This is a genomic window from Leptolyngbya sp. Heron Island J, from assembly GCF_000482245.1.
GTDB lineage: Bacteria > Cyanobacteriota > Cyanobacteriia > Phormidesmidales > Phormidesmidaceae > Leptothoe.
Map to the genome: position 1 here is coordinate 43,982 of NZ_AWNH01000097.1, position 10,255 is coordinate 54,236.

6 protein-coding genes are annotated in these 10,255 nt (G+C 49.2%); 4 read left to right on the plus strand and 2 right to left on the minus strand.

Going from position 1 to position 10,255, the window contains the following annotated elements; translation table 11 throughout:
• The first annotated feature begins 598 nt into the window (after positions 1-598).
• The 4 genes from pflB to glgX all read left to right on the plus strand — a co-directional run bounded on the left by pflB (position 599) and on the right by glgX (position 8,790).
• Positions 599-2,905 carry a formate C-acetyltransferase gene (pflB, locus tag N836_RS65140; protein ID WP_023075567.1) on the plus strand — a complete coding sequence of 769 codons (2,307 nt, stop codon included), beginning with the start codon at positions 599-601 and terminating at the stop codon, positions 2,903-2,905.
• 204 nt (positions 2,906-3,109) lie between these two features.
• On the plus strand, positions 3,110-3,877 hold the full coding sequence (gene pflA, locus N836_RS65145; protein WP_023075568.1) for a pyruvate formate-lyase-activating protein: 768 nt from the start codon (positions 3,110-3,112) through the stop codon (positions 3,875-3,877).
• 112 nt (positions 3,878-3,989) lie between these two features.
• Positions 3,990-6,719, plus strand: a complete 2,730-nt coding sequence (adhE, locus tag N836_RS65150; RefSeq protein ID WP_023075569.1) for a bifunctional acetaldehyde-CoA/alcohol dehydrogenase — start codon at positions 3,990-3,992, stop codon at positions 6,717-6,719.
• 7 nt (positions 6,720-6,726) lie between these two features.
• Positions 6,727-8,790 (plus strand): glycogen debranching protein GlgX, encoded by a 2,064-nt coding sequence (gene glgX, locus N836_RS65155; RefSeq protein WP_023075570.1) that lies wholly within the window; start codon positions 6,727-6,729, stop codon positions 8,788-8,790.
• Between the two features lie 287 nt (positions 8,791-9,077).
• Here the strand turns inward: glgX and N836_RS65160 are convergent, their stop codons facing one another.
• A complete protein-coding gene (locus tag N836_RS65160) occupies positions 9,078-10,055 on the minus strand; it encodes an IS110 family transposase (protein WP_023070498.1) in 978 nt (325 codons plus the stop codon).
• A partial coding sequence (locus tag N836_RS77720; RefSeq protein WP_235071012.1) for a hypothetical protein occupies positions 10,037-10,255 on the minus strand: 219 nt, incomplete at its 5' end. The genes N836_RS65160 and N836_RS77720, both read right to left, overlap by 19 nt.

Below are 10,255 nucleotides of genomic sequence, written 5' to 3' on the forward strand. Positions count from 1 at the left end.
TTGTATTGAGCGATATATTTAGTCGTGTTTTTAATAGAAAACGGCCATAACCTTAAGATCTTTTCAAAAACCATGTAGCCGGGGCTACATGGTTTTTGAAATTTGAAAACCTGTGTGTTGTTTATAAACAATGGTATCGAAAAGTCACAATATTCTTTTAGAAACATCACAGGCCTTGATCAAAACTGCGTTCTAACATAATTCTGTCTAACATGGTAGATGGGTTAAGCAAAAATGCTTAGACAAGCCCTGTGTATTTTAGAAGTGTGGTGTATTTTGGGTTAAGTTCGCTAGTCTAAATGGGCGCTCCGATATAGCAACGCCCTTTCTCCTGAATTCTTTAGGGGAGATCAAAAGGAAAGATCAAATAAAACCCTTAAAATCTAAGGTTTTGGAACCAATTCTAAAAAGGTTAAACGCGTTCACTTTTTTTATGTTCTATAAGAGAATCGAGCTGATTTATGTCCCCTATGTCCTAGCTACTTAAGTATCCTTTTTAGACTCGAAAAATTTTGTTTTTTTTCAGATTCTATAGGGTTGTTTGTACACCAAGCTTCTGAACCAATGACCACCGATTTTCTTGAAGAGGATGAGACTTATGAGTGCAGTTAGTGCAATAAAACCAACGGCTACAGCAGTAAAGACTGAACAAAATAGACATTCTGCAGAGTTTGCAACCCTGCCAGCATGGCAGCAGTTTGCAGCTGGTTCATGGATGCAGGAGATTAATGTCCGGGATTTTATTCAGAATAACTACCAGCCCTATGGGGGTCGGGGTGATTTTCTAGCAGGAGTTACGGTTCGAACTCAACAGCTCTGGGAGCAAGTGAAAGAGCTGATGGTAAGCGAACGAGAACGTGGGATTTTAGACACGGATACTCAACTGCCAACCGGGATAACAGCCCATGCACCGGGTTACATTGCTCAAGAACTGGAGCAGATTGTGGGGTTGCAAACTGATAAACCCCTCAAGCGGGCGATCATGCCCTTAGGGGGGATTCGCGTGGTCAAGAAATCCCTGGAAGCCTACGACTATGAGCTTGCACCTGAGACCCTAGAGATTTTCACAAAATATCGCAAGACCCATAACGATGGTGTCTTTGATGCCTACACCGAGGAGATGCGTCGGGCAAGACATGCTGGGATCATTACCGGGTTACCCGATGCCTACGGTCGCGGTCGCATTATTGGTGACTATCGTCGAGTTGCTCTGTATGGCTGTGAACGTCTGATCACTGATAAGCGCCAGCAGCTGAAGTCCCTTGAGCTAGATACGTTGGATGAGGCTGTGATTCAGCAGCGCGAGGAGATCTCAGAACAGATTCGGGCACTCAAGGAGCTGCAGCATATGGCTGCAGCCTACGGCTGCGACATTAGCCAGCCTGCGATCAATGCTCAAGAAGCTGTTCAGTGGACCTATTTTGGCTATTTAGGGGCGATTAAAGAACAAAATGGTGCCGCTATGTCCTTGGGACGAGTATCTACCTTCCTGGATATTTATATTCAGCGTGACTTTGAGCAAGGTCGCCTGTCGGAAGCTGAGGCTCAAGAGCTGATCGATCAGTTTGTCATGAAACTGCGCATGGTACGTTTTCTGCGTACACCGGAGTATAACCAGCTGTTCTCCGGCGACCCGGTGTGGGTGACAGAGTCCATTGGCGGCATGGGTTTAGATGGGCGTTCTCTGGTGACTCAAACCAGTTTCCGCTTCTTGCAGACGTTGTATAACCTGGGGGCTGCGCCGGAGCCTAATTTAACGGTGTTATGGGCAGAAGGACTGCCGACCCCATTCAAACAATTCTGTGCCAAGGTGTCTAAAGATACGAGTTCCATTCAATATGAGAACGATGATCTGATGCGTCCAGAGTATGGCGATGACTATGGGATCGCCTGCTGTGTTTCTGCTATGCCCATCGGTAAGCAAATGCAGTTTTTTGGAGCGCGGGTAAATCTGGCTAAGGCATTGCTCTATGCGATTAATGGTGGGCGCGATGAGAAATCTGGGGAACAGATTGCCCCGGTCTCTGCCGCGATCGCATCTGAGATCTTGGACTATGACGAGGTCGTGGCCAAGTTTGACCAGACTATGGCCTGGTTGGCGAAGCTCTATGTGAACACGCTTAATGTGATTCACTACATGCACGACAAGTACTGCTATGAGCGTCTAGAGATGGCATTACACGATCGTGATGTCTATCGCACCATGGCCTGTGGCATAGCCGGGCTGTCGGTGGTGGCGGACGCACTCTCGGCAATTAAATATACTCAGGTGAAAGTGGTGCGTGACTCGTCAGGATTGGCGGTGGATTATGAGGTTCAGGGTGACTATCCGGCCTTTGGTAACAATGATGAACGGGTTGATGCAATCGCATCACAGCTGATTCAACAGTTTATGGAGCACATCCGTCAGAACAAAACCTATCGCAATGCGGTGCCCACCCAGTCCATTCTGACCATTACCTCCAATGTGGTCTATGGTAAAAAGACTGGCAGCACACCGGATGGCCGCAAAGCCGGAGAGCCCTTTGCTCCCGGTGCCAATCCCATGCACGGTCGAGATACCAAAGGTGCGATCGCAGCTTGCGAATCTGTTGCCCAGCTACCCTATGCCCATGCCCAAGACGGCATTTCCTACACCTTCTCAATCGTACCTGAGGCGTTAGGCAAGTCGGAGATAGACCAGGTGAACAATCTGGTAGGTCTCCTGGATGGGTATTTCCACAATACGGGACAGCATATTAATATCAATGTCTTGAACCGTGAGACCCTGCTGGATGCCATGGATCATCCCGAAAAGTACCCTCAACTAACGATTCGAGTCTCGGGCTATGCCGTGAACTTTATCAAGCTCACCCGAGAACAGCAGATGGATGTGGTCAATCGCACCTTCCACAGCCGATTTTAGAGGGATTGATGATTGGGGTTTTAGAGATGAGCTCAGGCCCCAATCATCCTCAAGAGCCGACAATTCCAATTAACCATCCGATTCTGAGGTTCTCAAAATCACTACTTCTAAAGACTGTGCGCCTACTCTTCCCCAGGATTGGAAGTCTGCACAACGTTTAGTAATTCCGACAGTCGTTTGCAATTATTCAAGGATATCCCGGTTATGGTGAATCAGCTGCAGCGGCGAACTAGTTGCTCAACTCAAACAGGTCGGATTCACTCCGTTGAGACCTGTGGCACCGTCGATGGACCTGGCATTCGATATGTGGTGTTTACCCAGGGATGTCCCCTACGCTGCCTCTACTGTCACAACCCCGACTGCCGCGAGATTACGGGTGGCAAAGTCGTGACTGTATCAGAGTTGTTAACCGATATCTTACGCTATCGTGCCTATATAGATAGCTCTGGGGGCGGCGTCACCGTCACCGGCGGCGAGCCGTTACTACAACCAGAATTTGTTACGGAATTCTTTAAAGCCTGTCAACAGCAAGGATTACATACTACGCTAGACACTTCTGGGTTTTCTGAGATATCAGCCGCCCAGCGCGTGCTGCAATACACAGATCTGGTATTGCTAGATATCAAATCCTTTGATCCTGATATTTATCATCAGGTGACCCAGGTTTCTCTTGAACCCACGTTACGTCTGGCCCGCTATCTGAACGAGATGCAAATACCCGCGTGGATTCGCTTTGTTCTCGTACCCGGCCTCACCAATTCTGTTAACAATGTTGAAGGATTAGCCCAGTTTGTTTCAAAATTGACAAACGTTAAGCGGGTAGAGATTCTACCATTTCATCAAATGGGGGCCTATAAATGGGAACAACTAGGGTTTGACTATAAACTCAAAGATGTGTTGCCCCCCACGGCGGATCAAGTTCAGCAAGTTAAAGATATTTTTCTCAGATACGGCTTACGGGTCGAAAGTTAACCTCCACTCAACAGTTTTGTATTTAGGTCTTCTATGCACGTGTGTAGTGGATTAAACAGATACCTTAATTCGAGTTACGGCCCTGAGCATTCAGTATAAGGATGGATTCACCATGGATATAACCTCTGTTTCTGCTAACAATGTTCCCGCCTCTAATAATGGGTCAACTAATGGGTCAACAATGACACAGGTAGATACTATTGAAGCGTTAGAAGCTCTCGTTAGTCGCGTTAAAGCTGCCCAAGAGTTCTATGCGCACCTGAGTCAGGCGCAGGTAGATAAAATTTTTAAGCAAGCTGCTATTGCGGCCAACAATGCCCGTATTCCCCTAGCTAAGCACGCTGTCATAGAAACCGGCATGGGCGTTTTGGAAGATAAGGTGATTAAAAATCACTTTGCTTCTGAATATATTTACAACAAGTACAAACACGAAAAGACCTGTGATGTCATCTTTTCCGATCCCCACTATGGCATCCAAAAAATTGCTGAGCCGATTGGGTTGATTGCTGGCATTGTGCCCACCACCAACCCCACCTCCACCACCCTATTTAAGGCGTTGCTGTGTCTCAAAACCCGCAACGCCATCATTTTCTCTCCCCACCCACGAGCTAAAGCCTGTTCCATTGCCGCTGCCAAAGTGATTCATGATGCGGCTGTGCAGGCTGGAGCACCTGCCGATCTGATTGGCTGGATTGATACCCCGACCCTGGAGCTGTCCCAGGCGCTGATGCAGCATCCTGAAATTAAGCTGATTCTGGCCACTGGCGGCCCCGGCATGGTTAAGGCGGCCTATTCCTCTGGTCATCCTTCCCTGGGTGTGGGGGCTGGCAACACTCCGGCGGTGATTGATGAGACAGCCGACATTCAGATGGCGGTTAGCTCCATTTTGCTGAGTAAGACGTTTGATAACGGCATGATTTGTGCGTCAGAACAATCTGCCGTCGTTATGAGTGATGTTTATGACGCTGTCAAGCAAGAGTTTACAAAGCGAGGAGCCTATTTCCTCAATGCCGAAGAACGGCAGCGGATGGCCCAGCTGATTCTCAAGGAGGGCCGCCTGAATCCAGCAATTGTCGGTCAGTCCACGGAGCGTTTAGCAGAACTCGCTAATCTCGGCGTACCGGAAGGCACCAAATTATTAATTGCTGAGGTGGATGATATTGGTCCAGAAGAGCCGTTCTCCTATGAGAAACTCTCTCCGATCTTAGCCCTCTACCGGGCGGATGATTTTACCTATGCAGTAGACCAGGCAAAACGATTGGTCAACTTTGCTGGACGTGGTCATACGTCGGTACTGTATACCAATCCGGATAATAGCGATCGCATCACCCACTTTGAGTTTGAACTAGCCACATCACGGGTCTTGATCAACACCCCATCTTCTCAAGGTGCCATCGGCGATCTCTATAACTTTAAGCTAGATCCCTCATTGACCCTGGGCTGTGGGACCTGGGGTGGCAACTCCATTTCAGAAAATGTTGGCGTTCAGCATCTGCTCAATATCAAAACAGTCACCGAGCGCCGTGAGAACATGCTGTGGTTCCGAGTACCACCCAAAATCTATTTCAAAGCCGGATGTATTCCTGTTGCCCTAGGAGATTTAGCCAACAAGAAACGAGCCTTTATTGTCACCGACCGGCCCCTATTCGAGATGGGCTTTACCAAAGAGATCACCCAGACCCTCGATACCCTCAATATTGAGTACCATGTGTTCTCCGAAGTTGAGCCCGATCCCAGTCTCTCTACGGTGCAAAGAGGGTTAGCGGTAATTAAACATTTTCAGCCAGACGTGATCATCGCCCTCGGCGGTGGTTCTCCCATGGATGCCGCCAAGGTCATGTGGCTGATGTATGAACACCCCGAAGTCGAATTCGACGGTCTCGCCATGCGGTTTATGGATATCCGTAAGCGGGTGTATGAGCTGCCCGACCTGGGTAACAAAGCCATTTTGGTGGCGATTCCCACCACCTCGGGTACCGGGTCTGAAGTCACTCCCTTTGCGGTTGTTACCGATGATCGCGTCGGTATCAAGTATCCCCTGGCGGACTATGCCCTCACCCCGACCATGGCCATCATCGACCCAGAACTGGTGCGCCATACCCCCAAGAGGCTGACGGCCTATGGTGGCGTGGATGCCCTCACCCATGCCCTGGAAGCCTATGTGTCAGTATTAGCCACTGAGTTTACCGATGGGTTAGCCCTCGAAGCGATTTCCCTATTGGTGAAATACTTACCCAGGGCCTATCACAATGGAGCCGATGATCCAGAAGCCCGTGAGAAAGTCCACTATGCCGCAACGATTGCCGGTCTGGCCTTTGCCAATGCGTTTTTGGGCATCTGTCATTCCCTAGCCCATAAGCTAGGGTCCACCTTCCATGTGCCCCATGGGTTAGCCAATGCTCTGATGATTTCCCATGTGATTCGCTATAACGCCACCGATGCTCCCTTTAAGCAGGCGATTTTCCCGCAGTATGAGTATCCCCAGGCCAAGGCTCGTTATGCCACTATTGCCGATACCCTGGGTCTAGCAGGCGATAGCGATGATGACAAAGTAGATCGTTTGATTGAGACCATCGAGAATCTCAAACAGCAGCTGGATATTCCTGACAACCTGCGTGATGTGCTAGAGGCTGATGAACAAACCTTCTTTGCCAATTTAGACCTGATGTCAGAACAGGCCTTTGATGATCAGTGTACTGGGGCCAATCCCCGCTATCCGCTTATTCGGGATCTGAAATCGCTGTTCATTGACGCTTATCGGGGTCGGACCGTGTTGTCCATAGCCCCTATGGATTCTCCTCAGGAGCAGCCAGCTGCTAAATCTCTACAGGAGGTTAGATGATTTAGTAATGAATTTGGTGATTCAACCCGGTGATTGTTTTCCCCTAGGAGCAATGGTGCGGGATGGCGGTGTAAACTTCTGTGTTTACGCTCGGGGTGCCACAGCAGTAGACCTCTTGCTGTTTGAATCACCTGAGAGTCCCAAACCTGAGACGACTATTCGTCTGTCACCCGATATCAATCAGACCTTCCACTACTGGCATGTATTTATTGCTGGTGTGTCAGCGGGACAAGTCTATGGGTATCGGGTGACGGGACCGTGCAATCCATCCCAGGGGACAAGATTTAACCCTAATAAGGTGCTGCTTGATCCCTATGCTCGTTCAGTGGTCGGTTGGCAAAATTACTCTCGCCAGGCCGCCACTGACGACTCCGACAACTGTGCCCAGGCATTGAGGGCAGTGGTGGTGGACCCGCTCAAGTATGAGTGGGAAGGCGATCTGCATCCTCGTACCCCCTATGCTGAAACTATTATCTATGAACTGCATGTGGGTGGGTTCACCCAACATGCATCATCAGGGCTACCAGTCGAGAAACGGGGCACCTATGCGGGACTGATTGAGAAGATTCCCTACCTTAAATCTTTGGGCATTACGGCTGTGGAGCTCATGCCGGTGCAAGAGTTTGATGCCACCGATGCGCCAGCGGGACTGACTAACTATTGGGGCTATAGCCCAGTTGCTTTTTTTGCTCCCCACCGTGGTTATAGTTCTCGTCAGGACAAGTTAGGGCCTGTCAATGAGTTTCGAGACATGGTAAAAGCCTTTCACCGAGCTGGCATCGAAGTAATTCTCGATGTGGTGTTTAACCATACTGCTGAGGGCAATCATCAGGGGCCAACATTATCGCTCAAGGGGTTTGGTAACGAAGATTACTATATCCTTGATCAAGCCTGTAAAGGCTATTACAAAGACTATAGCGGCTGTGGTAACACGCTAAAAACTAGTGCCATTAGCGGTTACCTGATTCTCGACTGTCTCCGCTATTGGGTGACTGAGATGCATATCGATGGCTTTCGATTTGATTTAGCCTCGGTGCTTTCTCGCGGGGTGACGGGAGAACCGTTGGTGAATCCTCCCCTCTTGTGGATGATTAACACCGATCCGGCGTTGGCCAGTACCAAAATCATTGCTGAGGCCTGGGATGCAGCAGGTTTATATCAGGTGGGTCATTTTGCTGGGGAGCGCTTTGCTGAATGGAATGGTCCCTATCGCGATGATATTCGCCGGTTTGTAAAAGGAGATAGCGGAGTGATCCGGGCATTAGCCGATCGGATTGTGGGTAGTCCCGATCTCTATGCTCTCAATCGGAAAAGTCCTAACTACAGCGTTCATTTTGTTACCTGTCATGATGGTTTTACCCTATATGACATGGTGAGCTACAACTATAAGCACAATCTGGCGAACGGTGAAGAGAATCGTGATGGGGCGAATGATAATTGGAGCTGGGATTGTGGTATAGAAGGCCCTACGGACGATCTGGCGGTGCAAAAGCTGCGGCTAAAACAGGCGAAAAATCTGTTGGTGCTGTGGGCGATGTCTCAAGGAACACCGATGTTGTTGATGGGGGATGAGACGTTGCGATCGCAGCTAGGCAACAATAATGCTTACTGCCAAAATAATCCGATCAGCTGGTTTAATTGGGATAATGTGACTACCCAGGCTGATTTTCTGCACTTTGTGCAGGGTCTCATTGAGTTTATTCAAAATCTGCAGGTTTTTCGCCACGATCATCATCTAGTCGCGACATCCCAGGCGATTACGGAACCGGCGATTACCTGGCATGGGACTCGATTGGGCCTGCCGGACTGGAGCTATGATTCCCATAGTCTGGCGTTTACGCTGCGCTACGGTAAGTTTAACGAGAGTTTGCATGTGATGCTGAATGCGTTTTATCAACCCTTGGTGTTTGAGCTGCCATCGTTGGGTGGTAAGGGTCACTGGCGACGGGTGGTTGATACGGCGTTGGAGTCTCCGGATGATTTTTGTTGTGTGGAAAAGGCGACAAAAGTGGACTCGTCGGTGTATAAAGTAGATGAACGGTCATCAGTGGTGTTGATAGCCTGCAAGTAAGTTAGGCGTATGCATGAAGATAAGGACCGAGACATCAATAAAATCCATAGTCCTCAAGGCGAGTATTAGAGGACTGAGCGGAGTCGTAAGGTCGGCTGTCCAAGTGATTTCAGGTTGTTCAGGCCCCCAAATCCCCAAGTCTGGGGGCCTGAACAAGTTTTGAATGTCTCTACAGCCCCTGTTATTAGACTTTTCTTCTTTAAGAAAATAAGCCTTTCTTGGTGGTGGGCTTCGACATGAGTTCAGACCAAGCGTGAACTCGGAGATACTGTGTGCTCTTGTGAATGTCAAGCCTGAGCAGCGAGTGCTTTGTTGGCATCAAAAGGGTGCCCCGAGTGTAATACCCCAAAGACCCATCGAATCAATTTATGCATAATTGCACCGACCACCTGCATTTTGAGCTTTCCGGCTGCCAGTAAACGGTCCCGAAACTGAGCAATCACAAGATTGTGATTAATGGACGCTAACGCTGGCATATATAAGGCTTTTCGCAATCGCGCATTACCCATTTTTGAGAGTCTAGGTTTCTTGTGGATAGAGCTACCAGAATCATGGTTTTTGGGCGTTAAACCAGCATGAGCCGCCAGTTGTCGAGCACTTTTGAAGAACCGGATATCGCCAACCTCAGCCAGAATAATCGCCGCTGTTTTGTCGCCAATTCCGGGAATCGAGGTAATCAGATCGCGTTGTTTTTTTAGATGGTCGTGACGGTCAATGTGGTGTTTAATTTCTTCCAACAGCAATTTGTACTCGCCCTTAAGAAATTCCAGATGTCGCTTGATAGCCTCCACCAGCTCCTCAGGGGTGGTTTCCAATCGATTTCGTTCTTGACTCATGATCTTCTCAAGCACATCCAAACGACGAACAAGCGCTTGCAATGCGTCCACCTCAGGAGCCGGTGGTGTCCATGCTCGCGGCTTGCGTTCGAAGCAGAACTGCGCAATAAGGCTCGCATCCACCCGGTCCGTTTTTGTCCGCACCAATAGGCTCTCGCCATAGGCTTTGATTTGTTTAGGATTAGCGATGGTGACCACATGCCCCTGCTCGTGGAGAGTGCGAGCCACCGGATGAGCATAGGTACTGGTCGCTTCCACGCAGGCGTGAACACGCTCCACTTGATGGTATGCCAGCCAGTTTACTAACGCTTGGTGCCCTGAGGCATCATTACTCACAGTCTTTCGTTTCGGCTTCTTATCAGCTCTCAGCAGTAAGGCCGCATACAGTTTATGCTTGCCAACATCGATTCCTAAGCACGGAAGAGACATGAGATAGAGGCTCCTATCGGACAATCGTCAACTCCATCCACTATCGACTCTGTCCTTGTTAATTCAGGTTGCGTTGCACCGATGGCAACACCTTTGATACTGTCGAGGCTAGTCGTTGGATGGGGCAGGTAGCTCATCAGGCGCAATCCGCTGTTCTCCGACCGAGCTTGGTTAGCTCTAGGGACCCCCCAGTTTGGATT

Excerpts from the sequence above, each read along its gene's own strand:
- pflB (WP_023075567.1), top strand. The coding sequence starts at position 599 with ATGAGTGCAGTTAGTGCAATAAAACCAACGGCTACAGCAGTAAAGACT.
- pflA (WP_023075568.1), top strand. The coding sequence starts at position 3,110 with ATGGTGAATCAGCTGCAGCGGCGAACTAGTTGCTCAACTCAAACAGGT.
- adhE (WP_023075569.1), top strand. The coding sequence starts at position 3,990 with ATGGATATAACCTCTGTTTCTGCTAACAATGTTCCCGCCTCTAATAAT.
- glgX (WP_023075570.1), top strand. The coding sequence starts at position 6,727 with ATGAATTTGGTGATTCAACCCGGTGATTGTTTTCCCCTAGGAGCAATG.
- N836_RS65160 (WP_023070498.1), bottom strand. The coding sequence starts at position 10,055 with ATGTCTCTTCCGTGCTTAGGAATCGATGTTGGCAAGCATAAACTGTAT.